This is a genomic window from Rhizobium sp. BK418 (assembly GCF_004341105.1).
In the GTDB taxonomy this organism is placed as follows: domain Bacteria; phylum Pseudomonadota; class Alphaproteobacteria; order Rhizobiales; family Rhizobiaceae; genus Rhizobium.
Genome location: NZ_SLZK01000006.1, coordinates 190,349 through 216,789, shown reverse-complemented (window position 1 = coordinate 216,789; position 26,441 = coordinate 190,349). Strand labels below are relative to the sequence as shown.

Below are 26,441 nucleotides of genomic sequence, written 5' to 3'. Positions count from 1 at the left end.
GCGAGGCTATGAGTCGGATTTTGACGTGTCGGCGTGCCGATGGACGAGCTTCCATTCGCCGTCTTCACGTCGGAAGACCTCCGTCACGCGGAGCGCCATCGGGACCTCGGCGACGACTTCACCCGATTGAACGTGCGCCATGTATGTCGGACAGGTCCGGAACTACTGAGGGCACGAATGCTACCACCGCTTCACACAAAGTGAGAAAGGACCTGCTTCACCGTCAAACGACATGAGCCCCATTCTGCGAACGAGCATGAAGTGGCGCGAACGTTTCAGTGTGCGACGCTTCGTTCCTCGTGTGCCCTCACGATGGCGTCCGCTTCCTTGCCGTATAGCTCCTCAAAGTGATCGAAGGTCTTGGTAAAGTAACCGATACCCTGCGTCGCCGAACGCAGCGCCCGCGCCAGATCGTCAAGGGCGCCGCCGGGAATAAGTGCCCGGAAGATATCCCATCCCTTAGCGGTTTCATCCCTATCGAAGCCGAGAACCTGCCCCTTGAGAGCGGAGACGATCTGAACGAGGCTGCCGGAATAGATCGACGGAATGTGAATTTCGCTGCGGAAGACCGGTTGCATTAAAACCGCCGCCCCTTCGGAAAGCGCCTGTCGCACTCCCATTTTCGACGCAGTCCTGAAGGCGTGTTCCGAACTGTCGACGGCATGGTGCTGACCATCGAACAGCGTTACGCCGACATCGATGACCTGGAAGCCGAGCGGCCCTTTCTCCATCGCTTCGCGCGCGCCTGCTTCGACGGCAGGGATGTAGTTGCGCGGAACGACGCCACCCTTGACTGTTTCGTTAAAGGTGAAGCCCCGGCCGCGCTCGTTAGGGCGAATGCTCAGCTTAACATCCGCGAATTGCCCAGCACCGCCGGTCTGTTTGCGATGCCGGTAGTGAACCTCGGACGGCTTCGCGATTGTCTCGCGGTAGATCGGGCTGGGCGTTCGATCGGTCACGTCGATGTGGAAGACGTCGGACAGCGTCCGGCAGAGATCGCGCAGATGTACCGGGCCCTGGACGCAGATGAGCTGGGCGCCGGTGCCTTCCTCCTGCAAAACGACAAGACCGCGATCCGTCGCGGAAAGTTTTGCCAGTGTTTCAGAGAGCTTGTTTTCATCGCGTTCACTGCCCGGGACCAGGATCCTCTCAAGCATTGGCGTCGGTGGCTCCGTCCATTCAGGCGGGGCAACCACTGCGTCTGATGTCAACAGCGACGGGACGGGCAAGTGGTCGGACTTGACCGTCGCGAAGACATTCCCGGATGCAGGCACGATCGCGGAGTTCGACCGTCCGTTTACGGGATCCTGCACGGCGCCGAGGCTGGAGCCGCCCAGTAATGCGCCTTGACGCAGTCCCTCACCAAACGCACGCACCAGCACCGTCTTGCCGATATTCTGACGATGAAAGGCATGGAAGCTCACGGCGGTCAGCTTGTTTTCATCGACATTGCGCGCATGAGCCAGGCGTTGTCGAAGGACCCCTACCGACGGCGCCTCGTGGCGCAGTGCCTTCATTAGCCTCATGATGCCGTTGCCATGACTTGCGGCACCGATCAGGACTGGGATAATCCTGTTTTCCCTGAGAATCCGCGATGAAATGGCATAGAGCGCGTCGCTCGGCGGTTTCCGATCTTCGATCAGTTCCTCGAGAAGCCAGTCATCGAATTCGGACAGGTGTTCCAGGAGCTCGCTGCGCGCTTCCTGCTCGCGCTCGGCGGCGCTTTCGGGGATTGCGATCAGCGCCGAAGTCTGGCCTTCCCGATAGCGCCACGCCCGTTCCGAAATCAGATCGCAGCTGCCTACGATCCTGTCTCCCTCTCGAATCGGAATCTGGCGAAGCAGAAGGGTGTGGCTGGCGTAGTCTTGAAGGGCTGCAATCAGATCCCTTAGCCGCCCTCTCGGTTCGTCCATCTGATTGACGAAGAGGATACATGGCGTCTCCGAGGCCTCGATTATGCGCAGATGGGGCGCGGCGAGCACAGCCTCCTCAGGAGCCGGTGAAACACATAGGATGCACGCGTCGCTGGCAAGAAGCGCATGCTGTACATGCGCCAACGCTTCGTTAGGCCCTGGCGCATCCAGCGCACACCACGCCTCGTTTCTGAAGGTGAATTCTGTGAGGTTCAATCCATAAGGGGAGCTGGATTTCCTCGGCGCCCCCTCCAGCGAGCCGAGCTTTTCCACCACTGTCGATTTTCCGGTCTGCGAGGGTCCAAGCACGGTAAAGCAGCGCATCGGCATTCCTCCAACTGCCATGAACACAATTTTCAGCCATCATAGGATGCCCTGAACCGCTGCAAGGCGCCAGAGGTCAGTTTCACAACGCTCACAGTCGAGCCGGAACGCATTTTCTGAAAAAAGTTCTCATCCTGCACGCAATAACGGAGATGACCGAGAAACGCGCTCGCGAAGAGAAAACCGGAGCGAAGAGTTCCCGATCTCAATCGTGCCGGCGGCGTGCCCACCGGTTTAGAGGGTCGGCACCTCGACCCACTGCGAGAATGTCGCGGCCTGGCCAAAATCCTGACCTTCCGGGCTCCGGAGTTGCCAGACTATTCCGTCTTCCATCCAGAAGCGGCTTCCGGACTTTGTGACCCGCAAACCGCGGTAGCCCGTCATAAATCCGTTTTGCGTTACCGCATCCAACAACGACTGGCGCTCCGTCCTTTCGCTCGGGCCCGCCGAGAGCCGCGATTGCAGCTTTACAAACTCGCTCCAGCTATATCCGAACCGCCTTTGTGCTGCGCCATTGGCGTAAACAAAGACGGGATCCGGCGCGGTATTATGTGCAAGGACGACGAACGGGGCATCGCCATAGAGCCATTCAGGTCCGCGATCCCTGGGGAGAAGATCTCTGCCGACAAGACGGCGGAAGCTGCCTGTGAGGAGTTCAAAGAATTCTGGGTCGTTCGGATTCAGTTCGCCGTTCAACTGCATCTCGTTTCCTTTTCCGGTGCGACCGCTATACGAGCCCTGCTCCGATTTAGTCATGGGATGTGGCACCGGTGCGGCGAGCCGTATCAATGCAAGCGGGCGTCAATTCGGCACAAAGTAATTCTTGTAGATTTGGATGAAGTTAAAGGCCCGGCAGGACGGTGGATGCGGCTGTCCACGCGCGCCGCAAACCCTTGCTGTGACCACCATGCATGCCCGTTTGTCAGAAATAGATCGACATGACCAGATCCTGGTCGAAATCACCAAAACCCTTGCCGAAGAGGTTCATGCCGCCGGGATTGTCGGCCTTTTCGTCGATGCCGATCCGGAAGCGGATCGAGTGATGGTCGGCTATGCCGAGTGAGGCGATGGTCTGGGTCGAGACCATGGCGCCGTCGATCCAGGTGCCCGTCTCGTCGATCGTCCAGGTCTTGAGCTTGCCATATTGGGAGCCCGACAGCTTCCACCAGGCAGGGGAATACATGCCGCGGCGATCGCCGTAATCACCAGGCGAAGTCCAGTGTCCTGCCTTGATGCCGTTGACCCAGATGGAAATGTCGGACGGCCAGTTAGCGTTCGTGGCTGGGGTTTCCGAGCTCAGCTCTGCCGAGAATTCCACCTTGCGAATCTTCTTGCCGGAGACCTTGGCATTGTTCGGGAACTTGTATTCGACATAACCGCGGGTGAACCAGAGCAACGCCGCCTGCATGCGCTGCGGATCGAGGAAAACCTCCTGCACATCGAGCATGCCGATGACATTGTTGACCGAACAGAGACCGCAAGGGGCGCCAACGTCGAATTCCGTAAAGAGACCGATCGGCATGCTGACGGTAACCACATCCTCGCTCGCTTTGGTACCGTTGGCATCGAAGCGGATCAGGATTTCGTCATAGATGCTGGAGCAGACCTTCTGATTTCCCTTCGTCGCCTTCATCGTCTGGGTCTGGATGAGGCCCGCCTGCTCGAGCGACTTCAGATTGGTTGCCGTCGTCGATTGCGGCAAGCGCATCTGCGCCGCGATGTCATTGACATTCAGCGGCCCCTTCTGGCGCAGCAGGTTGAGGATTTCGATACGCGTCGGGGAGCCGAGAGCCTGGACGACGTCAACGTCCCGCATCGGATCGACGGTTAGAAGTTTCGTCTCCATGCCTTGATACTGGTTCTCCAGTCTTTCTGGTCGGTTTCAGCTGATATCACGGCGTCATGTCCCATGTCGCCGCTCTTTTTCATGAGCGCCGGTCCGCGCCTCGGGAGAGCTGTCGCGGACCGGCTGGGCCTTCTCACCTCGGCCCGGAAGCAGTTTCCCATGCATTTATCCCTTGATGCCCGATGACAGCATCAGGGCCTGCGTCACACGCTTCTGGAACAGCAAATAGGCAAGAGCGACCGGCATAGCGGCGAGGATGGCGACGGCCATATCGCGCGCATATTTGACGCCGAACGCATCTCTCGTCTGGGTAATGCCGACGGTAATCGTCATCATGTCGTCGGAACTGGTGACGAGGAACGGCCACAGGAAGGCGTTCCAGGCCATGATGTAGGTGATGATAGCGAGTGCCGTGGTAATCCCCCAATTCAGCGGCAGATAAAGCTTGAACAGGATCTGGAACTCGCCGCAGCCATCGAGCTTGGCCGCTTCGCGCAGCTCTTTCGGTACGGAATCGAAGAACTGCTTATAGACGATGACGACAACGGGAACGATCAGCTGCGGCAGGATAATGCCGCCCCAGGTGTTGATCAGGTTCAGCTTGTGCATCAGCACGAATTGCGAAATCACCAGTGCCTGTGAAGGCACCATGAAGCTAGCCAGGATGATGCCGTAGAGAAGCCTGCGGCCGGGAAAGACGATCTGCGACAGCGCGTAAGCGCACATGACGCTGATCAGGATGACGACCACCGTCACCGTCACCGATGTGACGATGGAATTTAGATACCACGTCGAAAGCTTCGTCTCGAACAGCGCATAATAATAGCCCGAAAAGTTCAGGACGTCGGGAACGAGGGTAGTCTTATTGACGACATCCTGTTCCGGCTTGATGGATGTGACGATCGCCCAATAGATCGGGAAGGCCCAGGTGCAGGCGATCACCAGCGTAAGGATGAGCAGCAGCGCATTGCCGATTGTCTTGCCGGGCATCTCAGCGCTCCCTCACACGCAAAAGCTGATATTGCAGCACCGAGACAACGACGATGATCAGAAACAGGATCACCGCGACCGCGGAGCCGAGCCCGCCATGGTTCGACCGGAAAGCTTCGCGATAGACCAGCTGCAAGAGCACGTAGGTGGAGTTGAACGGCCCGCCCTCGGTTAGCAGATAGACCTGGTCGAAGATCTTGAGCTGCAGGATCAACTGCAATGTCAGCACCAGCGCGGTCACTGGCCAGATCAGCGGCCAGGTAATGCGCTTGAAGCACTGCCAGCGGGTCGCGCCATCGAGCATGGCCGCCTCGTAATAGTCGTTGGGAATGTTGCGCAGACCCGCGATGAAGAGCAGCAGGTTGAAGCCGTTGGTCCACCAGACGGTCACGAGCGCCACCATCGGCATGGCCCAGATCGGGTCGCGGAAGACACTGATGCGCGCGCCTGTGAAGGCTTCGATGACGAATTGCGCAATGCCGAATTGCTGGTCGAGGACCCATTTCCAGATCTGGGTGACGACCGAAACAGGAAGAATATAAGGGATGAAGAAGAGCACGAGTACAACGCTCTGCACCCAGCCTTTCAAGCGAACAACCATCAGCGCCAGTCCGAGGCCGATCAGCGTATTCGGGATGACCGTCAGCACGACAAAATAGCCGGTGTTCCAGACCGAGGTATAAAAGAGCTTCTGGTGGAAGAGCTTCACGTAATTGTCGAAGCCCACCCACTGGCCTTCGCCGACGAGCGGCGCGTCGGTAAAGCTCAAGGCGAACATCTTGTAGACCGGATAGGCAAAGACGATCGCATAGGCGATCAGGAACGGCGCGATCATGACGATCGCCGTCAGCGTCTTGCGTCGCTTTTCAGTGTTGACCACAGATCATCTCCCTGGACGAAAGACTGGCCGGAGGCGGGCTCCGGCCAGGGTCTCCTTACTTCTGGCTTTCCAGCTCTTCGCGCATCTGGTCGATCGCATCTTCCGGATCGAGCTGACCGTTGAGTGCCGGAACCACGAAGTTCTGGGTTGCTTCGTAGATCGGGCCGGCAACACCTGCGAGCTTGGAAACCGGATCGAAGACGGCGGTATTGGCAAGCTTTGCATAAGTGGCGTTCGGCTGCATTTCCTTGAATTCCTTGCTCTCCGTCACCGGCTTGAAAGCAGGGATATGGCCGGCGCTTGCCCAGGAGATCGAGTGCTCGTTCATCCACGCGATGATCTGCAGCACGGCTTTCAGCTTTTCGGGCGTAATCGGCTTGCTCTCGCTGTTCGGAACGGCGAAGGAATGCGAGTCCGCCCAGGTGGCCTGCGTGCCCATCAGGTTCGGGATTTCGATGGCGCCCCATTCGAAGCCGAGTTCGCCCTTCTTGGCGAGGTCGGTCATCGTCGGTACTTCCCAGACCCCGTTGATGTGGAACGCTGCCTTGCCGGAGGTGAAGAGCGCAATCGAAGCTTCATAGGAAATCAGCTTCGGCGAATACCCTCCGGAGACCCAGTTCGCCATCGTCTTCAGCGCCTTGACCCCGGCATCGCCCGGCAGGATTTGGTCGCCGTCGATGAACTTGGCGCCTTGCTGGGAGAGCAGCGTATAGAAGACGCGCCACATGGAACCGCCTTCATCCGTATGCAGTGACAGCGGATATTCGACCTTGCCCGTCGCCTTGATCTTGTCGAGCGCGGCGTTGAAATTGTCGAGACCGTCGAGGCCTTTCGGCAGGCCATCATCACCGAGCAGGCCGGCTTCCTTCAGGATGTTCTTGTTGTAATAGAGAACGATCGAATGCACGTCGAAGGGAATGCCATAGACTTTGTTGTCGAACGTCGCCTGCTTCCAGGCGGCATCGACATAATTTTCCTTCTTGATGCCGGCCGATGCCAGCTCTTCATCGGTAAAGGGGCGCAGGATGCCGGTCGGCACGGCCAGCGGATAGCGCGACATGTGATAGGTCATGATGTCTGGCTGCTGGCCGACGGCGGCTGACGTCTGCACCTTGGTATAGAAGGGCACGCCCCATTCCAGCGTCGTGGCATTGATCTTGATGTCGGGATGCGTGTCGTTGAATTCCTTGATCAGCGCCTTCATGCGAACGCCGTCGCCACCGCTCAAGAAGTCCCACCAAGTAATGTCCGTCTGCGCGAATGCGGCCGCCGAGGGCAGCAATGCGATGGCTGCCGAGACGGCGAGTTTTAGAAGCTTTCTCACGTTTGTTCCTCCTCTAAATCATGGGTTACGGTCACCCCGCGGTACGGGGCCTCTCTTGTCGCGAACCTCCTCCAAAGGTGCGCGTCAGATCTCCTGCATTCCTTTCCAGTCTCCGGATCCGATCCGACTTCCGTTCAATCAGCTGAGCCTTCTGCCTTCGGCGTCGAAAGCCAGCATTTCAGGCACTCTCAGTGAGAGGCTGATCTTCTCCTTCGGTTGAGGCCTGCTTTCGCGGCACTCGACCGTCATCTCCGCATTGGTTTCGGTCAGCACATGAAGATATCCGGTACCGCCAAGCTCCTCGGTGAATTCGGCCGTGACGGGCAGCGTCAGGCCGCCATTTGAGGCGCCGAGGCCGATATGCTCGGGCCGCACGCCGACATTGATGGCTGAACCTTCTGCGACCGGACTGCGTGTCGGCAGGTCGAAGGTCTGCCCCGGCGCGTCATCGAGCTCGACACGCGCCGATGCTTGACCGGTGGCCACGACCTTGCCCTTCAGAAAATTCATGCCCGGCGAACCGATAAAGCCGGCGACGAACATGTTCTGCGGATTGCGGTAAAGTTCCAAGGGTGCGCCGACCTGCTGGACGACGCCCTCCTTCAAGACGACGATCTTGTCAGCGAGCGTCATCGCCTCGACCTGATCATGGGTGACATAGACCATGGTGGCGCCGATCTGCCGATGCAACCGGGCGATTTCCATGCGCATCTTCACGCGCAATTCGGCGTCGAGGTTGGAGAGCGGCTCATCGAACAGGAAAACCCGCGGTTCGCGCACGATAGCACGGCCGATCGCCACACGCTGGCGCTGGCCGCCCGAGAGCTGGCTCGGCTTGTGCTGGAGATAATCTGTCAGGCGAAGAATATCGGCAGCCGCCTTCACTTTCTCCTGAATCTCCGCCTTCGGCCGTTTGGCGATCGACAGGCTAAAGGCCATGTTTTCGAAAACCGAAAGATGCGGATAAAGCGCATAGGATTGGAAGACCATGGCAACGCCACGCTTCGACGCTTCCCTGTGGGTCACGTCTTCATTCTCAATCCTGATCTGGCCGCCGCTCGTTTCCTCAAGCCCGGCAATCATTCGCAGCAGCGTCGACTTTCCGCAGCCGGAGGGGCCGACGAAAACCGCGAATTCGCCCTGTTCGATCTCGATATCGACGCCGTGAATGACGGCAAAGGAGCCGAACGACTTCCTGACATCAGTCAGTTTTATCCCAGACATATATCCTCCCGATTGGCACTCCAAACGGGGCAGCCTCCTCCGCTGCCCCGATGGCAATCAACTCACGCCGAAGCGACTGACAGCAGGATGAAATGGTAGGATTTCGCCGGCAGCGATCCGGTCAGCCTGCCTTCGTCGGTGACCTGCAGGCTGGATCCTGCCTTCGGCACGATACGGTTCTGATCCTCAACGGAGTTACGCGCCTTCAGGTCCTCGCCGACCATCGTATGATGCTGAACGACCTTGACGCCCTTGAAGCCCTGCAGATCGACGTCGAGATCGAGCGCTTCATCGAGGCTGCGGTTGATCGCAAAGAGCGCAATGCTCTTGCCGTCTTCGTGCAGCACGGCCGAAAGATCGAGGTAGGGAACATCCTGCGCCACTTCGCAATCATAGGTCGGGCCTGACGAGGATACTGTCAGTGCCGTGCCACGGCCGTATTTCGACGCGAACTGCAGCGGGTAGTAGATCGACTGGCGCCAGGCTGGACCGCCCGCCTTGGTCAGGATCGGCGCGATGACGTTGACGAGCTGCGCCATGCAGGCGATCTTCACACGGTCGGAGCGGCGGATGAAGACATTGAGCAGCGAGGCGACAAAGATCGCGTCCTCGAGATTGTAGAGCTCTTCGAGCAGCGGCGGTGCTTCCGGCCAATCCCAGTTCTTGTAGCGCTGATCGTCTTCCTTGCGGTCGTGATACCAGACGTTCCATTCGTCGAAACAGATCTTCACGTCGCGCTTGGAGCGTTTCTTCGCCTTGATGTAGTCGATGACGCCGCCGATCGTGACGATGTAGCGGTCGAGCTCGATCGCCTTGGCATAGTAGTTCAGCGTATCGTTTTCCTCGTTGCCGAAATATTTGTGCAGCGAGATATAGTCGACGCTGTCGTAGCTCGCATCGAGAACCTGCGCTTCCCATTCGGGATAGGTCTTCATCTTGTCGTTCGACGAGCCGCAGACCACGGTTTCGAGCGTTTTGTCGAAATATTTGAAGGCCTTGCTGACTTCATTGGCCAGCAGACCGTATTCCGTCGCTGTCTTGTGACCGACCTGCCAGGGGCCGTCCATCTCATTGCCAAGGCACCAGATGCGGACGTTGTGCGGGTCCTTGTATCCGTGCTTGGCGCGCAGGTCGCTCCAATAGGTGCCGCCCGGATGATTGCAATATTCGAGGAAATTACGGGCATCGTTCAAGCCGCGCGAACCGAGGTTCATGGCGAGCATCATTTCGGTCTTGGCGAGCTTCGACCAGTCGGCAAATTCGTTGACGCCCATCTGGTTGGTCTCGCGGGTCCGCCAGGCAAGATCAAGGCGCGTCGGGCGCTGGTCGCGCGGACCGATGCCATCTTCCCAATGATAGGCCGAGACGAAGTTGCCGCCCGGATAGCGTACGATCGGCATATCGAGATCGCGCACCATATCAAGAACATCGGTACGGAAACCGTCCTTATCAGCTTTTTCGTGACCCGGCTCATAAATACCGGTGTAAACGGCACGGCCCATATGCTCCAGGAAGGAGCCATAGACACGCTTATCGACGTTCGAGATAGTGAATTCCCTGTTCAGGGTCGCCTTAGCTCGCATGGATGTTCCTCGTTTATTGAATTTGATTTTTCGAGAAGCTATTCTGGGAAATTTTTTTAATCAAGTATTTTGTTTTGTATCAAAAAATCAGATTTAGTTTATGAAACAGAATGCCTAAGCCATTGAAAATCAGGGAAAACCAGCCATATGCGCGGCGTGGGAAGCAAAATGCCCTAAAAATAGATGGGAGAATTCGCAAATGCCAAACCCGAGCTTTCGAGTGGATTCAAAACCGACGGATAAGTGAGAAACGGCAGTAAGAGATTCTGCTGCGTTGGACGCGATGCTTGTCTGACCGATTACGATTTCACTCGATGATTTCGTCTAGAGTGCGTCGCACTTCGACCTGGCGCAAATCGGCAGACAGTGTTTGACGTCAAGAGACGCAGGCATCCTGCGAGCGAGCATTTCCGTCCACCGGCTGCCAGCGGGCCGCTGGTCAGGCTTCACTGGTAAGCGTATACTTATTTTGCGTGCAGCTCTTGGTCCCATGGCCCGGTTGTTCGCCGGCGTCCATTCTGATCGTTGCTGTCGGCGGCGAGATCGGGGGAACTGTCATGACACATTTTATGGCCCATTTTCATGTGATTACGGGTGCTGACGCTAACGCGGCCTATCCGAACGTGCGGCGCATCGGCGCGGCCGATGTCGTCGCGGCCCTGCAGCAGGGGCTGGCTGATTTTTGGGACAAGCCGTCGCACTATGTCTTTCTTTGCCTGATCTATCCAGTTGCGGGACTCCTGATCGCGCGGTGGACATCCGGCGCCAACATGCTGCCGCTGCTTTTTCCCCTGATGTCGGGCTTTGCCCTCCTCGGTCCGGTCGCCGCACTCGGTCTCTATGAAATCAGCCGCAGGCGGGAACTCGGTCTTGACACGTCCTGGCTGCATGCGCTTGCGGTCTGGCGTTCCCCGGCGATGCCGGCCATTCTTGTTATCAGCATCATGCTGGTCGCGATTTTCGTGGGGTGGCTTTTCTCGGCAAGGGAACTCTATTTAAGCCTGTTCGGGCCCGAGCGGCCGGAATCGTTGCTAAGCTTCTTCAATGAGGTCTTCACCACCGATCGAGGTTGGCGATTAATCCTCTATGGCAATGCCGTCGGTTTCATCTTTGCTCTCGTCGTGTTGTGCACCACGGTCATCGCCTTTCCCCTTCTTCTCGATCGCGATGCGGGCGCAGCGGCGGCGATATTTACGTCGATGAGGGCCGTGGTCTGCAATCCTGTCGAAATGGTGCTCTGGGGCCTGATCGTGACGGCGCTCCTCGTCGCCGGCTTTGCCCTGTTCTTCGCCGGTCTGGCTATCGTCATCCCTGTGCTTGGACATGCCACCTGGCATCTCTATCGCAAGGTCGTGGAACCTGAGCCGGCAGCGGCCAACGCTCTATGAATTGCCCGGGGAGCATTCCTTATCAGGGAGATGTCGTGCGATCCAAGAAATCAAGCACGCGAGTGGTCAGCAACCCAGCCGCATCCGCGTCATAGGACGGCAGCGAGCTGTCTGCGAAGTAATGCTGATCGCCGGGATACAGGAAAAGCTCCGCATCCCTGACCTTCTCCACGATCTCACGAGCGGCCTCGATATCACCCTCGCCGACGAAGATCGGGTCGTTGTCCATACCATGAATCTGAACCGGAACGTCGTCCGGCCAGGGTCCGAAGGCCCACTCGCCACTGATCGGCAGGCAGGAGTAGAAGAGCAAAGCCCCGCGCGCTCCAGATCGCGTCTGCGCCAGCTCTTGCGCCGGCAACACTCCGAATGAGAACCCGGCGTAGACAAGCTCGGGCGGCAGTTCGTCGGCGATGCGGACGCCACGCTCCCTCATCGCGTCAAATCCGATCTCACCAATGTAGGCGAGCCCCTCGTCAATGCTTGAGAACGTGCGCCCCTCGAAGAGATCAGGCGTATGAACGATGTGGTTCTTTGCACGCAGGTCATCGGCGAACGCGCGCAGACCTCGCGTCAGCCCCTGCGCGTGATGGAACAACAAAACCTCAGCCATACGATCCTTCCCCAACGACCAGTATCTCTACTGCGTTGCACCAAAGAAGGCGAGCCTGGTGAAGATCGTATAGTGCGATTCCGATACCATCAGCGCGACGAAAACCAGCACCAGCAGCGGTGGCAGCAGGATGGCGTAGACCAGTGCCAGCCGCTCCCAGGCCATGTGCATGAAGACGGCGACGATCAGCCCGGCCTTCAGCATCATGAACACAATGATCAGCGCCCATCGGAGATAGCCCTGGATGCCGAGATAGTCGACCATGTAGGACGCGGTACTGAGCACGAAGAGCAGGCCCCAGACGAGGAGATAGAGCCGGATCGGGTGCTGCTGTCCAGGATGCGCCTGGGCATGCGCCGTTTGGGTTTGTGCGTGCGCCGTTGTCTCGCTCATGACCACCTCACCACAAATAGAAAAATGCGAAGATGAAGACCCAGACTAGATCGACGAAGTGCCAGTAAAGCCCCATGATCTCGACAGCCTCATAGCGGCCTCTGCGACTGGTGAAGAAGCCGCGCCGTCCCTCGTCGAAATCGCCCCGCCAGACCTTACGGGCGATGATCAGGAGAAAGATGACGCCGATGGTGACATGAGTGCCGTGAAAGCCGGTAATCATGAAGAAGGACGAACCGAATTGTGCCGCCCCCCACGGATTCTCCCAGGGGCGTACGCCTTCGGTGATCAGCTTCGTCCATTCAAAGGCCTGCATGCTGACGAAGGTTGCACCCAGAAGCGCTGTCAGCAGCATCAGCGTCGCGGTCTTGTAGCGCTCGCGGCGATAGCCGAAATTGACCGCCATCGCCATGGTGCCGCTGCTGGAGATCAGCACGAAGGTCATGATCGCGATCAGGATCAGCGGAATGTCCTGGCCACCGATGTGCAGCGCGAAGACCTCGCTCGGATTGGGCCATGGGACGGGGGTCGACATGCGGGCAGTCATGTAGGCGATCAGGAAGCAGCCGAAGACGAAGGTGTCGCTCAAAAGAAAGATCCACATCATCGCCTTGCCCCAGGAGGCTGACTTGAAGGCGCGCTGATCCGAGCTGAAATCGGCGGCAACACCGCGCAGGCCCGGCTTGAGGTCGGTCTCGCCATGTGTCTGCATGATCCGCGTCATCTACAATCTCCTAATTCAGTCCCCTGGTTAGCCCCTTAGTTCAGCAAAGTGCGGCAGAGATCGACGAAATCATTCGCCCAACCGGCAAAGAGCGCAAAGAGCACAAGCCAGACGACGAGCATGAAATGCGAATAGATGGCGGAAAGCTCGACGCTGAGCCGCAGCCTCTCCGGCGCGATTTCGGCCGCGAATGCCCGGACCGTCGTGTGCGCGAGGACGGCAAGCCCGCCGAGAATATGCAGCCCGTGCAGACCGGTCAGCATATAGAAGAAACTGTTGGCGGGATTGTCGGCAAGCACGTAGCCCGCCGCCGTCAGCTCCCGCCATGCCTGGATCTGTCCGACGAGAAAAAACATGGCAAGGGCAAATGCACTAACAAGCGCCGGCCGCAGGGCATCCATGCGACCATGCCGTGCTTCATCTTTCGCCCATTGCAGCGCAGCGCTGCTCAGGGCAAGTACTGCAGTGTTTATCCAGAGCAGTCGGGGAACTGGCATTCCCCACCAGTCGGCCGACGCCATGCGCATGAAATAGGCGCTGATGGCAAGGCTGAACAGCGCGCCGACGACACCCAGAAATATGAAGAGCCCGATTTTCACCGCCGGTACTGGCTCTCGATCGGTGCCCTCGTGAGCCGGCAGCATCACCGACCCGGTTTCGAGCCAGGGCTTCGAAGTCAGCCGCTGTCCAGCCAGATACCAAATGATGATGGCGCCGATAGCAGCAAGGAAGATCAGCATCACGTTCATGAGACAACCTCCCGTGTGACGCCGTCGTTTGCCGGCACCGTCTGCGGAATGAAATCCTCGGCCGCGCCTGGCACGCTGTAGTCATAGGCCCAACGGTAGACAACGGGCAGGTCCTTGCCCCAATTGCCGTGCGCGGGCGGCGTCTGCGGCGTCTGCCATTCGAGCGTCGTTGCGCGCCATGGATTGCCGCCTGCTTCCCTGCCCCGCCGAAGGCTCCAGGCGAGATTGAAGAGGAAGACCATTTGTGCGGCCCCGACGATCAGCGCCATGACTGTTATGAAGATGTTCAGCGTATGGGCCGAAGGCGGAACGAACGCCGTCTCTCCGAGTTCGTAATAACGACGCGGCACCCCGAGCAGGCCGAGATAGTGCATCGGAAAGAAGATCGCATAGGTGCCGAGGAAGGTGATCCAGAAGTGGATCCGGCCAAGCGTCTCGTCCAGCATGCGGCCAGTCACCTTCGGATACCAATGGTAGATCGCACCGAAGATGACGAGAATCGGTGCTACGCCCATGACCATGTGGAAATGCGCCACGACGAACATCGTATCCGACAGCGGCACGTCGACGACGACATTGCCGAGGAAGAGACCGGTCAGGCCGCCATTGACGAAGGTGACGATGAAGGCGAGTGCGAAGAGCATGGGCAGCGTCAGGTGGATGTCGCCGCGCCAGAGCGTCAGCACCCAGTTGTAGACCTTGATCGCCGTTGGAATGGCAATGATGAGCGTCGTGGTGGCAAAGAAGAAGCCGAAGGCCGGATTCATGCCGCTGACATACATGTGGTGGGCCCAGACGACGAAGCTCAGTGCGCCGATGATGACGATCGCCCAGACCATCATGCGGTAGCCGAAGATATTCTTGCGCGCATGCGTGCTGATCAGGTCCGAAACGATGCCGAAGGCCGGAAGTGCAACGATATAGACCTCCGGATGCCCGAAGAACCAGAACAGGTGCTGGAACATGATCGGGCTGCCGCCACCATGTTGCAGCTGCTCACCCATTTCGACGATGGCGGGCATGAAGAAGCTGGTGCCGAGCACGCGGTCGAACAACATCATCACGCAGGCGACGAAAAGAGCGGGAAAGGCAAGCAGCGCCATCACTGTCGCGGTGAAGATGCCCCAGACGGTCAGCGGCATGCGCATCAACGTCATGCCGCGCGCCCGTCCCTGCAGCACAGTCACGACATAGTTCAGACCGCCCATGGTGAAACCGATGATGAAGACGATCAGCGAGGTGAGCATCAGCAGGATGCCCCAGTCCTTGCCGCCGGGTGTACCGGAGAGAACGGCCTGTGGCGGATAAAGCGTCCAGCCGGCGCCCGTCGGGCCGCCGGGGGCAAAAAAGCCGGCGACCAGGATCAGCACCGCAAGCAGATAGATCCAGTAGCTCAACATGTTCGCGTAGGGGAACACCATGTCGCGCGCGCCGACCATCAGCGGAATAAGGTAGTTGCCGAAGCCGCCGAGGAACAGCGCGGTCAGCAGATAGATCACCATGATCATGCCGTGCATGGTGATGAACTGATAGTAGTGATCGGCATCGATGAAGGCGAAATAGCCGGGAAAGGCAAGCTGCAGCCGCATCAGCCAGGAGAGCACCAGCGCCACCAGCCCGATAGAGATGGCAGTGAGCGCATATTGCACGGCGATGACCTTGGCGTCCTGGCTGAACACATATTTCGTCCACCAGCTTTTCGGATGATAAAGCTCGACATCCTCGACCTCGGCGGCCGGGATGACGGCCCCGCTATCGGATGGAATCTCGACCATGATATCTCCTCCCTTTCTCGACGCGGCGTTCCGCCCTCTTTTAGTTCGCCTGCGGCGCCGCTGCCGATGACGCTGTAAGCTGGGTGAATGTCTGCTGCTGCCCGAGCCAGGTCTGATAGTCCGCGTCGTTGTCGACCACGACGGTGCCGCGCATTTGCGGATGGCCGAGACCGCAGAGCTCTGCACAGAGAATCTCGAACGTCCCCGTCCGTGTCGGTGTCAGCCAGAAATAGGTAACCATCCCGGGAATCATGTCCATCTTGGCGCGGAATTCCGGCACGTAGAAATCATGAAGCACATCGACGGAGCGCAGCAATATGTGCACCGGCTTGCCGACCGGCAGATGCAGCTCGCCGCCCTCGATGATGACGTCGTCCAGGCCGTTTGCGTCGTTCTTGTCGAGGCCAAGCGGATTTTCGGGAGTTACGTCGCGCGTCTCGGCGCGACCAAGCTTTCCGTCAGCACCCGGCAGACGGAAGCTCCACTGCCATTGCTGGCTGACGACCTCCACCGATGCGGCATCGGCAGGCACGGTGATGAACTGTTTCCAAACGATGAGACCGGGCGCCAGCATCGCCGCGACGCCGACGGCCGTTCCGGAGGCAAGCAGCACTTCCAGCCTTCGGTTCTCGGGCTCGTAATGCGCCCGGTTCCCCGGCCTGTGCCGAAAGCGAAAGACGCAGTATGCCATGAAGGAAATCACTGCAACGAAGACGATGCCGGTGATCCAGAAGGTGATGACGAGCGTGCTGTCTATATAGGTCCAGTTGGACGCGATCGGCGTCCACCACCATGGACTCAGCACGTGAAACAGCACCGAGCCGACGATTATCAGGACAAGGATCAGCACGACAGCCATGTCCGCTCCTCCCGAGCAGTTGACCGTGAAACCGTATTCCGCAAAAGTCCGTATTTATTATCGCACAGATAGAAAATACCGGCAATTACCGCAGTTTAGGCATGGACCGCCGCCGCGGTCCGCCGTTTGGGGTAGTGCCGTCATTTGGAATATTGCTTGAGATAGGCGATGAGATCTGTGATTTCCTGATCGTCCTTCAGACCGACAAAGGTCATCTTCGTGCCCTTCACCTTCACTTTCGGATTGTGCAGATAGTCGCGCAGCGTTGCCTCATCCCAGACAAGACCGCCGTCACCGGCCGCCTTCATCGCAGGCGAATAGGCAAAATCTGGATGCGTCCCGGCCTTCCGGCCGAACAGCTTGTTCAGTGACGGTCCGACCTTGTTCGTATCGGATTCGGCGACATGACAGGTCGCACATTTCTTGAAAACGGTGGCGCCCGCAGTGGGGTCACCCTCCTGCGCCCCGACGTTGCCGGGAGAAAGGGTGATGATGAAGGCGCCGATCAGCAGTACAGCACGGTAGTTCACGGCAAACCTCATCCTCCTCAAGGTCGCCCAGCCACTCATACCCCCCACTGCTATTGCCGCGCGGGGTATGTTAGCGATGATTAAAGCTTAGTCTTTCGCGGGTGCAAGTCAATCGGTCGCACAATATGACGCAGGCGGTGGGGGCTCGCGCCAAGAACGGCCTGCCGGCTCCGCCACGCCGCTCTCGGCGAGAAATTGATGGAGATCGCCCCTCGAGCAGCATGCGGCGCCATGGGTTGGCAGGAAGCCCGCCCTGAAGAGGTCCATCAAACGCGCTGACCGCCATTTCGGATTGTCGAGAGAGCATACCGATCAGACCATCCCCAGATTTTAATGTGCTTTCAATTTTGGTCCCACGGCACCGATGATTGATCGTCTTGCCGCCCGGCGGCGACTCGCTAAGCTCTTGATATGGGCATGCGGGAGGTGGACTTTGTCGGGTGGAGGTTTTTGATGGGCGAACAGGTCACGACTGTTGCAAATTACGGCTTGGAGCCGGGCCTGCGTTTTGCCGTACTTCTGGACGGAAGCGGCGGCTGTCGGACACTTGATATGGAAACGGCACGTCGGTGGACTCCTGAAGACGGTATCATCTGGCTGCATTTGGAGCGCGATCATCCGGCCGCGGCGGAATGGGTGACAACCAGAGGCGGCTTCGACCCGCTGGTCGCCGACGCTTTGCTGCAGGAGGAATCGCGCCCGCGTGTCGAGAACATCGATGACGGGCTGCTTATCATTCTTCGCAGTGTCTGCGCCGCACCGCCGGAAGAGGCAAAAGCCGGATCGGAGGAAATTGACCTCGTCCCCCTTCATATATGGGCCGACGAACGCAGGCTGGTGACCCTGCGCGACAGCGGCCATTACATAACCGCCTTGCGCGATATCCGCCTCGCCCTGGACAAAGGCAAAGGCCCGAGACAAACAGGTGAACTTCTCGCCCTTGTCAGCGAAAAACTGGTACGCGACCTCGAGCCGGTGCTCGACACGATGGACGAAGAGGTCGACGAGCTCGACGAGCTGATCTTTCATGGCGAAGCCAGCGAAGTGCGCGAGCGACTGAAGCAGCTACGCCGCCGCTCCGTGCAGCTTCGCCGCTATCTGGCTCCCCAGCGCGACGCCTTGAACCGCATCGAACATGACGACGCCCCCTGGCTGAAGGAGCGCGACAAGCTGCGCTTCCGTGAGGTGATCGACAAGCTGATGCGGTTCATCGAATATCTCGACGCCATCCGCGACCGCACCAGCATTCTTCATGACGACCTGTCCACTGTCATCAGCGAGCGGATCGCCCGCAATTCCAACCGCCTCGCGGCGCTCGCAGCGCTGCTGTTGCCGCCGAGCGTGGTGGCCGGCCTGTTCGGCATGAATGTCGGCGGAATCCCCGGTGTCAACGATACCTGGGCTTTCATTATCATCGTTGCCTTCGTCGCGATCACATCGATTGCGACGCTGATGATCCTCAGGCGGATCAAGTGGCTTTGAGCGACTGAAGGGAAAGCATCATCTGCGGGATAGCTAATCGATATTATTCCTGACGCACCGTTGACCCAAAGACGATAATAGCAATCTGCATGACCGCGAAGTGGAGGAAGCAGTGCGAATATTTTCCAAAATTGGCGAGTTGCGCTCGGCGCTCGATGCGTTGAGGCGACACGACCGGACGGTGGGCTTTGTGCCGACCATGGGCTACCTGCATGCCGGTCACATGGAACTGGTCTCGCGCGCTCGGTGTCAAAACGATATTCTGGTGGCCTCGATTTTCGTCAACCCGCTTCAATTCGGGCCGTCGGAAGATCTCGCCAAATATCCGCGCGATCTCGAACGGGACGCTCAGATGCTGAAGCAGGCAGGCGTCAATATGCTTTTCGCGCCTGCTGTCAACGACATGTATCCAGAGCCGATGCTGACGACAGTCGATGTGCCGGAGATCGGCAACGAGCTGGAAGGGGCGGTGCGCCCAGGGCATTTTGCCGGCGTGGCGACCGTCGTCTGCAAGCTGTTCAACATCGTACAGCCTCAAAAAGCCTATTTCGGCGAAAAGGATTATCAGCAGGTCGTTGTCATCAGGCGCATGGTCGCCGACCTGGCCATACCGGTGGAGATCATCGCGGTTCCGACAATCAGGGATGAGGATGGTCTCGCCTTGTCGTCGCGCAATGTCTATCTCAGCAAGGCAGAGCGAAAGGCGGCAGTCATCGTCCCAAAAACGCTTGATGAGGCCGAACGGCTGGTTGCCGATGGCATCAGCGATCCCAGGGAACTCGAAGACTGTCTGAAGGCGTTCCTCGGTCAGGAACCCTTGGCCAACCCGGAGATTGTCGCCGTCAGGGATGCGTCGACCCTGCATCCTGTTGCCGCCATCAAGGACCCTGTGGTCGTTGCACTCTTCGTGCGGATCGGTACGACGCGGCTTCTGGACAACAGAGTGATCGGCGGCCGCGACAGCGCAAGAATTGGAGCGGAGCGATGAGCACACCCGGATTTCAGAAACGTCTTACGCCATCGAGCATCACCGCCATGAAGGGAACGGCGCCGATCGTTTGCCTGACGGCCTATACGACGCCTGTCGCCCGCCTTCTCGACGAACATTGCGATCTTCTGCTGGTCGGCGACTCCTTGGGCATGGTGCTCTACGGCATGGAGTCCACGATCGGCGTCACGCTCGACATGATGATCGCTCACGGCAAGGCGGTCATGCGCGGCGTCAGCCGTGCCTGCGTCGTCGTCGACATGCCTTTCGGGACCTATCAGGAATCGAAGGAAGTCGCATTTCGCAACGCGGTTCGCATCTTGCAGGAAACGGGCTGCGATGCCGTTAAGCTCGAGGGCGGCGAAGAAATGGTTGCGACCATCGGCTTTCTGACGGCACGTGGTATTCCCGTCCTTGGCCATATCGGCCTGATGCCACAGCTGGTCCATACCGCAGGCGGCTACCGCTCGGTCGGACACAGCGAACACGAGGCTGCGAAAATCCGGCGCGACTCCCATGCCATCGGCGGATCCGGGGCATTCGCCTTCGTGATCGAAGGGACCGTCGAGTCCCTGGCGCGCGAAGTGACTGCCGCCACGCCCGTGCCGACGATCGGCATCGGCGCCTCATCGGCCTGCGACGGACAGATCCTGGTTTCCGACGATATCCTCGGGCTCTTCAATGATTTTACGCCACGTTTCGTCAAACGTTACGACGAACTCGGAAAACGCGTCTCTGCAGCGGCGGCAGACTACGCTGCCGATGTGCGCGCCCGCCGGTTTCCGGCGGCTGAACATACTTTCAAGAGACGATCCTGATTGCGGAAAGTTCTTAGGAAAAGTTTTCCCCTGATTAGCTGGGAAGCCGCCCAGCTCCGAAGCAACGAAATCGATTGCTTAGGTCATCACGAAACGAAAATATCTGATGGCATTTTGAAGCACTGCAGCTTGGCATCCGGTCGACAAAAGCCGCCGTTAACCAACTGCTCGATAGAGCGGGAACAAATATCTCGTCTGCGACGTTGTGGCGCCCGGGACAGGAGGAGAAAAATGCCCAACGCACAATGGAGTGAACCAATCGAAATCAAGTTCGGTCACGCGGGATCGCAAATTGTCAGAGGTCCGTTCGACGCGCTCATTTGTCTTCAAGACATGTGGCCGCAGCGAACGGGAGCAAAATTCGTCAAGGCAAGCAATGCCTGCAAAGGCGCCGTCGAAGGACGTGTCAGTATGGAAACGGCAAGGGCGGATTTTCTCGCCGCTGCGGAAGAGGCGAAGCTCACCAAGCACTGAACCTTGCTGAAACTTTCGGGCGGACGCACAGGCTGCGTCCGCACTTTCTTGACAGGGGGAGGCAGCATGCGCGTCTTGCTGATATCGCTCTTATCTTTGGCCACGATAACGAGTGCGACGGTTCCGGCCATGTCTGCCGATATGATCCAAGGGTATGAGCGGCCGCCTATCGTGAAGCATCGTTCCAGGCCCGTCGTTCGCACGCACTATGTCGAGCGCCGCCGTCTCGATTGCAGCGATATGATCGTCGAATACCGTTACATACCGCGTACCGAGGTCGTGACAGTATGCCACCGCCTGTGAGGCGGAACCCGAGTGCCATCCCTTCACCCGCCCCCCGAAATCCGATCCTCAGATCGGATAATGTCCTGGCTGCGACGCCACCGTGATCCATCGCAAATCGGTAAATTCGTTGATGCCGGCCTTCCCGCCGAAGCGGCCATAGCCAGACGCCTTGACGCCGCCAAAGGGCATCTGCGCCTCATCGTGCACCGTGGGGCCGTTGACATGGCAGATGCCGCTTTCGATCCGCCGGGCGACCTCCATCGCGCGGGCGGCGTCCCGGCCAAAGACGGCCGCGGACAGGCCATACTCGGTATCGTTGGCGACACGGACCGCCTCATCAAGGCCGCGCACCCGCACCATGCAGGCAACCGGGCCGAAGCTTTCCTCGCTGTAGATCCGCATTGCCGGCGTGACATGGTCGAGCACAGTCGCATCCATGAGCGTCCCGACCGCGCGCCCGCCGGCAAGCAGGCGGGCACCCTTCGAGACAGCATCCTCGATCAGGCCATTGACTCGATTGACCGCTTCAATGCCGATCATCGAGCCGAGCGGTGAATTACTCTGGCGCGGATCACCGGCAACGAGCGTCGAGGCCTTGCTGGCAAACTGATCGGCAAAGCTGTCGGCCACCGCCTCGTCGACTACGATCCTTTCGGTCGACATGCAGATCTGACCCTGGTTCATGAATGCGCCGAAGGCGGCAGCTTTCACAGCTTCGCCTATATCGGCGTCATCGAGAACGACGAAAGGCGCCTTGCCCCCGAGCTCGAGCAAGACGGGCTTCAGGTGGCTGGCGCAGACCTCGGCGATAATCCGTCCGACGCGGGTTGAACCGGTGAAATTGATGCGGCGCACCGCCGGATGGGCGATTATCTTTTCGACGATCGTCGCGGCATCGGCAGGTGCATTGGTGAGCACGTTGATGACACCCTCGCCAAGACCCGCCTCCTGTAATGTCTCACCGATCAGGTGATGCGTCTTCGGGCAAAGCTCCGAGGCCTTGAGGATGACGGTGTTGCCGCAGGCGAGCGGCAGGGCGATAGCGCGCACGCCGAGAATGACAGGGGCATTCCAGGGCGCGATGCCGAGAACGACGCCAGCCGGCTGCCGCACGCCCATCGCCAACAGGCCAGGCTTGTCGGAGGGAATGACCTCGCCGGTGATCTGGGTGCACATGGCGGCGGCTTCACGCAGCATATTGGCGGCGAGGTAAACGTTGAAGCCTGCCCAGCCGGCAGTGGCCCCCGTTTCCTCCGCCATGGCGGCGATGAATTCGCCGGTGCGGGAATCCATGATATCTGCGGCTTTCGAAAGGCGCTTGCGGCGTTCGGTCGGTGCAAGCGCGGACCAAGCCGCAAAGGCTGCGGCTGCAACCGCAGCAACTGCATGTGCATCTTCCAGCGTTGCCGCTGCGGCCGTGGTTGCCGGTTGCCCGGTAATCGGGTTCAACCGTTCGAAAGTCGCGCCGTTCGAAGCCGGCAGGGCGCGGCCGCCAATGAGAAGCATCAGGTCAACCATATCGTTCCCTTTCAGATATGCGTCCGGTTTGCCTCGCAGAGGGATCGGCGCGATGATGTCTGCTGGTTTCCGGCATAGCCGGGACTCATTCGAATCCGGCGCTCACGCCAAGAGATCGATCTTTTTCATGGAAGTTCCTCGCCCCTATCACCTGAATTTCAGGCTCTCCTCAGCATTTAGTAGGAACCAATCGGCCGGGAAATTGAATGGATTTTTCTGGCATTTCGTTGCACTTTTCTATGATTTTCCGGCTAAGGATATCGCTGCGACCGGATATAACTCTGAGGCTCTTCATGGCTGAAAAATTGCTCGATATGCCGGCTCTGTCGGTCACCGCTTCGACGATTGCCGCCGGCCTCGGCAGCCAGACCTGGAGCCTCGGCGCCCGTGGCAACCGCCCCTTCTATCAAGCCTTCTTCGTCTCGCGCGGCCGGGCGACATTGTGCATCGAAGGCCAGGAGGAGCTTGAGCTTCCCGCACCTGCCGCGCTCTGGTTGCCGCGACGGGTATCGGGAACATTCGTTCTTGCTGCCGGCAGCGAGGGGGCAATGCTTTCGGCTGCCGAAGACTTTGTCTGGAGAACGGTCGATGACAGTCCGGCTGCCGCGCAACTGCATGACATGATCGAGCGCATCGCCGTCGCACGAGGCGACAATCTCCGGACACATGCAGGCGATATCGGGCGTGGCTTCGAGGTGATGACACAGGAGACGCAGGACCACCTTCCGGGAGGGGCCGCGATAGTCGGCGCCTATTTTTCGGTACTGCTGCTTTTGATATGGCGAGCCTCCGGTGCTTCGGTCCCGACCAAAACGTCGGGCACCGGCGCAACGACGCTGCAGCGCTTCCGGCAGATCGTCGAACTGCGCTACCGCGAGCAGCCGGCGATTGCCGAAATCGCGCGCGCCATGGGGATTACCTATGACCATCTGCACCGGGTCTGCATTGCCGGCACCGGCCGAAGACCGATGGAACTGATCCATGAACGGCAGATCGCCGAGGCAAAGCTCCGCCTCGGGCAATCGGAGCAATCCGTCGAACAAATCGGCTTCGGGCTCGGCTTTCGCGATCCCGCCTATTTCAGCCGTTTTTTTAAGAGCCGTGTCGGCGAACCGCCCGGCGCCTACCGGCGCCGGATTGCCGCGCAATCGGAGAAAGGCATCGCCCCGTCCTTTGCCGCCTGGCCGTAAGCCACCCGGACGACGCGGCTATCAGAACTGCCGCAACGTCCGCGTCAGCGCCTGGAGTTGCCTGAAACCCTCGTAGCGCTTCGCATGGAGATCGGCGATTGCGCCTTCTGCCGGTTGATAGGTCTCGTCAGCGGTGGAGAGTTTCGTCATTGCCGCACGCATGTCCGCAAACAGTCCGCCGGCAACCGCGCCGAGGATGGCCGCGCCAAGTAGGACGGGCTCTTCGGCCTTCGTCGCGACCACCGGCTTGCCGCTCGCATCGGCAAGCAACTGGCGCACGAAATCATGCTGGCCGGCGCCGCCACTGATGACGACATTATCGACAGTGACCCCGGCATCGGCCTGCGTGTCGATGATCTGCCTGAGGCCATAACCGATGCCGCAGAGCCCGGCAACATAAAGCGAAACCAGGCTGTCGAGATCTCTTTCCATATCGAGCCCGGCGACGACGGCACGGGCATGCGGATCAGCAAAGGGGGCGCGATTGCCAAGGAATTCCGGAACCACATGCAGACCGGTCGCGAGCTTGACGGCGTCAGAAGAGTGGCCCGCCTTCCGGGCCGCCATGTCGGCGAGCAGGACCGGCAGCGGCATACCATTGCGCTTCGATAGCTCCCTCGCCTCGGCTGCAGCCGGATGGAAGGAAAGCAGGTGGTCGATCGCGGCACCCGCTGCGCTCTGGCCGCCCTCGTTCAGCCACATGCCCGGCACCATCGCTGAATAATAGGGACCCCAGACGCCGGGCACGAAGGCCGGTTCTGACGTCGAGGTCATGGTGCAGGATGAAGTGCCGAAGACATAGCCGAGGTTGGCCTGCGGACCTGCCCCGATACCGACGGTGCCGATCCCGCCCGCATGGGCATCGATCAGGCCGGCAGCAACCGCCGTTCCCTCGACAAGGCCCAGTTCCCCGGCCGCAGCCGCCGTCAGGCCCTGGCCGAGCGCCGAACCCGGTTCGACGATCGCCTGGCCAATACGAGCAAAACCTTCATCGGCGAGTGCGCCGAGACCGATCTGGTGGAAGTAGGACGCATCCCACCGCTTCTCGTGGGCAAGATAGGTCCATTTGCAGGTGACTGTGCAGGTGGAGCGTGACAGATCGCCGGTCGCCCGCCAGGTCAGGAAATCCGCGAGATCGAAAAATTGCCAGGCAGCATCAAAGACCTGCGGGCGGTTTTCCTTCAGCCAGAGGATCTTCGGCGTTTCCATCTCGGGAGAGATACGGCCCCCGACATAACGCAGCACGTCGTGACCAAGCGTATTGATGCGCTCGGCCTGGGGGACGGCGCGATGGTCCATCCAGACGATGATATTGCGGTCCGGATCTTCGGACGGGCCGACGGGAAGCGGCTTGCCTCCATCGCCAAGCACGACGAGTGAGCAGGTTGCGTCGAAACCGAGACCCGCCACGGAGGCCGGATCGATGCCGCTTGCGGCGACGACCTCGCGGACGGCAGCGCATACCGCTGTCCAGATCTCGGTGCTCGACTGCTCGACGATCGAGCCGGTTTCGTAAAACAGGGTGATATCCCGTTTGGCGGATGCAAGCATCCGGCCCTCAAGGTCGAACAGGCCCGCGCGGGCGCTGCCGGTGCCGACATCGACACCGATGACATGTTTGGCACCCGCTAATGGCGTGTGTGAAGTGTCGCTCATGATCTCTCGATTCAAATCGGCAGTTTCAGGTTCTAGAGCATGCCCGTTTTTTTAGAATGACAGGCACGCTCTATCTCTTTGTTTTCATGCAATTCCGGACGCAAAACCGCTACACGCTTTTGCTGGAATTGCTCTAGAACAATCCGAGGTCGGATTTTCTACCTCAGAGGTCGACGCTGTTCGGCAGGATGACCAGATCTCGGACCGTCACGTTGCGCGGCCGTGACAGCATGAAGAGCACGGCATCGGCCACTTCCTTCGGCTGCATCAGGCTGCCATTGGCAAGCGCCTCTTCCATCTTGGCCTTCGGCCAGTCGTCGAGCAGAGCGGTGACCACCGGTCCCGGGAGCACGGCGCCGACGCGCACGCCATGTTGGGCAACCTGACGGCGGGTCGAGTGGACAAAGGCCTGAACGGCGAATTTCGAGGCCGTATAGATCGGCTCCCAGACAACGGGCACCACGCCGGCAATCGAGCTCGTGAAAAGAATGTCGCCGGACTTCTGGGCGATCATGTGCGGCAGTACCGCGTGAACAGAGCGGAAGGCTGCATTGATGTTGAGGTTGAGCATTCGATCCCAGGCATCCGGATCGCCTTCGGCGACCTGGCCGCCGATATAGGCGCCGGCATTGGCGTGGAAGATGTCGAGCCGGCCGGCCAATTCCAGAATGCGCGGCAGCATGCCGGAAACCTGCGGACCATCGAGAAGATCGACGACGAGTGGCAGGGCGCCCGCGCCGATCTCCTTGCAGAGCGCTTCGAGCTTGTCCTTGGCACGGTCGATGAGCACGACGGTTGCGCCTTCGGCATGGAGCGTACGGGCGCACTCCAGGCCGATACCCGATGCTGCACCGGTAATGGCGGCAACCTTGCCCTTCATGAGATCAGTCATGCGAATACTCCTTGAGAATGCGT

Annotated in this window: 26 protein-coding genes; 7 read left to right on the top strand and 19 right to left on the bottom strand. The window is 59.3% G+C overall.

Annotated elements, in window-relative coordinates; all coding sequences use genetic code 11:
* Positions 1-6: 6 nt before the first annotated feature.
* The 9 genes from EV281_RS23175 to EV281_RS23135 form a co-directional block, all read right to left on the bottom strand.
* Positions 7-99 (bottom strand): nuclear transport factor 2 family protein, encoded by a 93-nt coding sequence (locus tag EV281_RS23175; RefSeq protein ID WP_245508351.1) that lies wholly within the window; start codon positions 97-99, stop codon positions 7-9.
* 176 nt (positions 100-275) lie between these two features.
* Entirely contained in the window at positions 276-2,237 is a 1,962-nt protein-coding gene (locus tag EV281_RS23170; protein ID WP_132656608.1) for an elongation factor G, read from the bottom strand.
* A gap of 234 nt (positions 2,238-2,471) precedes the next feature.
* The gene (locus tag EV281_RS23165) at positions 2,472-2,939 is read right to left on the bottom strand and encodes an MEKHLA domain-containing protein (protein ID WP_132656607.1); all 468 of its coding nucleotides are present in this window, start codon (positions 2,937-2,939) and stop codon (positions 2,472-2,474) included.
* A 220-nt stretch (positions 2,940-3,159) separates the two neighbouring features.
* Entirely contained in the window at positions 3,160-4,083 is a 924-nt protein-coding gene (locus EV281_RS23160) for an ArsR family transcriptional regulator (RefSeq protein WP_132656606.1), read from the bottom strand.
* Positions 4,084-4,248: 165 nt separating this feature from the next.
* Positions 4,249-5,073: a carbohydrate ABC transporter permease gene (locus EV281_RS23155; RefSeq protein WP_132656605.1), complete on the bottom strand. Its 825-nt coding sequence runs from the start codon at positions 5,071-5,073 to the stop codon at positions 4,249-4,251.
* A 1-nt stretch (position 5,074) separates the two neighbouring features.
* Complete coding sequence (locus EV281_RS23150; RefSeq protein WP_132656842.1) at positions 5,075-5,908, bottom strand: sugar ABC transporter permease; 834 nt, start codon at positions 5,906-5,908, stop codon at positions 5,075-5,077.
* A 100-nt stretch (positions 5,909-6,008) separates the two neighbouring features.
* Positions 6,009-7,277, bottom strand: coding sequence for an ABC transporter substrate-binding protein (locus EV281_RS23145; protein ID WP_132656604.1), 1,269 nt, complete (start codon positions 7,275-7,277; stop codon positions 6,009-6,011).
* 138 nt (positions 7,278-7,415) lie between these two features.
* Positions 7,416-8,501, bottom strand: a complete 1,086-nt coding sequence (gene ugpC, locus EV281_RS23140; RefSeq protein WP_132656603.1) for a sn-glycerol-3-phosphate ABC transporter ATP-binding protein UgpC — start codon at positions 8,499-8,501, stop codon at positions 7,416-7,418.
* A gap of 62 nt (positions 8,502-8,563) precedes the next feature.
* Positions 8,564-10,084: an alpha-N-arabinofuranosidase gene (locus tag EV281_RS23135; protein WP_132656602.1), complete on the bottom strand. Its 1,521-nt coding sequence runs from the start codon at positions 10,082-10,084 to the stop codon at positions 8,564-8,566.
* A gap of 569 nt (positions 10,085-10,653) precedes the next feature.
* Here EV281_RS23135 and EV281_RS23130 point away from each other — a divergent pair.
* On the top strand, positions 10,654-11,472 hold the full coding sequence (locus tag EV281_RS23130) for a DUF2189 domain-containing protein (RefSeq protein ID WP_132656841.1): 819 nt from the start codon (positions 10,654-10,656) through the stop codon (positions 11,470-11,472).
* Positions 11,473-11,494: 22 nt separating this feature from the next.
* Here the strand turns inward: EV281_RS23130 and EV281_RS23125 are convergent, their stop codons facing one another.
* From EV281_RS23125 to EV281_RS23095, 7 genes are all read right to left on the bottom strand, one after another.
* Positions 11,495-12,085: a dienelactone hydrolase family protein gene (locus EV281_RS23125; protein WP_132656601.1), complete on the bottom strand. Its 591-nt coding sequence runs from the start codon at positions 12,083-12,085 to the stop codon at positions 11,495-11,497.
* 27 nt (positions 12,086-12,112) lie between these two features.
* Complete coding sequence (locus EV281_RS23120) at positions 12,113-12,478, bottom strand: cytochrome C oxidase subunit IV family protein (RefSeq protein ID WP_132656600.1); 366 nt, start codon at positions 12,476-12,478, stop codon at positions 12,113-12,115.
* Between the two features lie 7 nt (positions 12,479-12,485).
* A complete protein-coding gene (locus EV281_RS23115; RefSeq protein ID WP_132656599.1) occupies positions 12,486-13,202 on the bottom strand; it encodes a heme-copper oxidase subunit III family protein in 717 nt (238 codons plus the stop codon).
* A 35-nt stretch (positions 13,203-13,237) separates the two neighbouring features.
* The gene (locus tag EV281_RS23110) at positions 13,238-13,951 is read right to left on the bottom strand and encodes a cytochrome c oxidase subunit 3 (RefSeq protein WP_132656598.1); all 714 of its coding nucleotides are present in this window, start codon (positions 13,949-13,951) and stop codon (positions 13,238-13,240) included.
* Complete coding sequence (gene ctaD, locus EV281_RS23105) at positions 13,948-15,726, bottom strand: cytochrome c oxidase subunit I (RefSeq protein ID WP_132656597.1); 1,779 nt, start codon at positions 15,724-15,726, stop codon at positions 13,948-13,950. The genes EV281_RS23110 and ctaD overlap by 4 nt, the downstream gene beginning before the upstream one ends.
* A 40-nt stretch (positions 15,727-15,766) precedes the next feature.
* A complete protein-coding gene (locus EV281_RS23100; protein ID WP_132656596.1) occupies positions 15,767-16,585 on the bottom strand; it encodes a cytochrome c oxidase subunit II in 819 nt (272 codons plus the stop codon).
* Positions 16,586-16,725: 140 nt separating this feature from the next.
* Positions 16,726-17,115 carry a cytochrome c family protein gene (locus EV281_RS23095; protein ID WP_245508344.1) on the bottom strand — a complete coding sequence of 130 codons (390 nt, stop codon included), beginning with the start codon at positions 17,113-17,115 and terminating at the stop codon, positions 16,726-16,728.
* Positions 17,116-17,568: 453 nt separating this feature from the next.
* On the opposite strand from EV281_RS23095, the gene EV281_RS23090 reads away from it, so the two are divergent.
* From EV281_RS23090 to EV281_RS23070, 5 genes are all read left to right on the top strand, one after another.
* Complete coding sequence (locus tag EV281_RS23090; RefSeq protein ID WP_132656594.1) at positions 17,569-18,597, top strand: zinc transporter ZntB; 1,029 nt, start codon at positions 17,569-17,571, stop codon at positions 18,595-18,597.
* A 112-nt stretch (positions 18,598-18,709) separates the two neighbouring features.
* A complete protein-coding gene (panC, locus tag EV281_RS23085; protein ID WP_132656593.1) occupies positions 18,710-19,585 on the top strand; it encodes a pantoate--beta-alanine ligase in 876 nt (291 codons plus the stop codon).
* Positions 19,582-20,403, top strand: a complete 822-nt coding sequence (gene panB / locus EV281_RS23080; protein ID WP_132656592.1) for a 3-methyl-2-oxobutanoate hydroxymethyltransferase — start codon at positions 19,582-19,584, stop codon at positions 20,401-20,403. Before panC ends, panB begins: the two co-directional genes overlap by 4 nt.
* Before the next feature lie 231 nt (positions 20,404-20,634).
* The gene (locus EV281_RS23075) at positions 20,635-20,877 is read left to right on the top strand and encodes a DUF982 domain-containing protein (protein WP_132656840.1); all 243 of its coding nucleotides are present in this window, start codon (positions 20,635-20,637) and stop codon (positions 20,875-20,877) included.
* Between the two features lie 66 nt (positions 20,878-20,943).
* A complete protein-coding gene (locus tag EV281_RS23070) occupies positions 20,944-21,180 on the top strand; it encodes a hypothetical protein (RefSeq protein WP_132656591.1) in 237 nt (78 codons plus the stop codon).
* Between the two features lie 48 nt (positions 21,181-21,228).
* Here the strand turns inward: EV281_RS23070 and EV281_RS23065 are convergent, their stop codons facing one another.
* Complete coding sequence (locus EV281_RS23065; protein ID WP_132656590.1) at positions 21,229-22,680, bottom strand: aldehyde dehydrogenase; 1,452 nt, start codon at positions 22,678-22,680, stop codon at positions 21,229-21,231.
* Positions 22,681-22,973: 293 nt separating this feature from the next.
* Here EV281_RS23065 and EV281_RS23060 point away from each other — a divergent pair, with 293 nt between their 5' ends.
* Positions 22,974-23,870, top strand: a complete 897-nt coding sequence (locus EV281_RS23060) for a helix-turn-helix domain-containing protein (RefSeq protein ID WP_132656589.1) — start codon at positions 22,974-22,976, stop codon at positions 23,868-23,870.
* 21 nt (positions 23,871-23,891) lie between these two features.
* Here the strand turns inward: EV281_RS23060 and EV281_RS23055 are convergent, their stop codons facing one another.
* The gene (locus tag EV281_RS23055; protein ID WP_132656588.1) at positions 23,892-25,526 is read right to left on the bottom strand and encodes an FGGY-family carbohydrate kinase; all 1,635 of its coding nucleotides are present in this window, start codon (positions 25,524-25,526) and stop codon (positions 23,892-23,894) included.
* 163 nt (positions 25,527-25,689) lie between these two features.
* Complete coding sequence (locus EV281_RS23050; protein WP_132656587.1) at positions 25,690-26,418, bottom strand: SDR family oxidoreductase; 729 nt, start codon at positions 26,416-26,418, stop codon at positions 25,690-25,692.
* Positions 26,419-26,441 lie beyond the last annotated feature (23 nt).